The 541-nt window shown below is 65.8% G+C and carries 2 protein-coding genes; both read right to left on the reverse strand.

Features of this window, described 5'->3' with window-relative positions:
* Positions 1-336, reverse strand: a 336-nt coding sequence (locus EOA86_RS37720; RefSeq protein ID WP_128345892.1) for a QueG-associated DUF1730 domain-containing protein, incomplete at its 3' end; no start/stop codon positions are given.
* The coding region (locus EOA86_RS37725) for a glutathione S-transferase family protein (protein ID WP_206630289.1) at positions 317-541 on the reverse strand (225 nt) is incomplete at its 5' end. The genes EOA86_RS37720 and EOA86_RS37725, both read right to left, overlap by 20 nt.

Raw genomic sequence — 541 nt, forward strand, 5'->3', positions numbered from 1 at the left:
GTGATAATCGCGGTTCTGCGCATAGACGGAGATCGCACCACAACCGGGCTTCGCCAGCACCGCGCGCGGATCATGGTCGGGGCCGTAGTTCATGGCCAGCACGATGATCGAGCGAACCTCAGGCCAAAGTGCTGTCGGCTCGCCGCGGCGCTCGAGCGTCTCGGCGATCCAGCCCATTGAGCCTTGAAAGCCGTCGGCGACGAACTCGGCCAGCCGGGCCGGCGCCAGCGGAATGGCATTTGGCGTGGTGACGGCAACAGCATCGAAACCGGCGCGCCGTGCCTCGCGGTCGATCAGCGCGCGCAAATTTTGCGCTCTAGAAATCGAGGTCCGCATAATGTGACACCGGCGACAGGCCGCGCACCCGGTCGGACAAAAGCGGCCGGAACGATGGCCGTGATTTCACCCGTGCGTACCATTCGCGCGCGGCAGCGTGTTCGCGCCAGTCGATCTCGCCGAGATAGTCGAGCACGGACAGCGCAGCCGCAGCCGCGAGGTCGGCATAGGTGACCTTGTTGCCGGCCAGCCAATGGCGGGTGCC

Source organism: Mesorhizobium sp. M5C.F.Ca.IN.020.32.2.1, from assembly GCF_004023105.1.
In the GTDB taxonomy this organism is placed as follows: Bacteria; Pseudomonadota; Alphaproteobacteria; order Rhizobiales; family Rhizobiaceae; genus Mesorhizobium; species Mesorhizobium wenxiniae.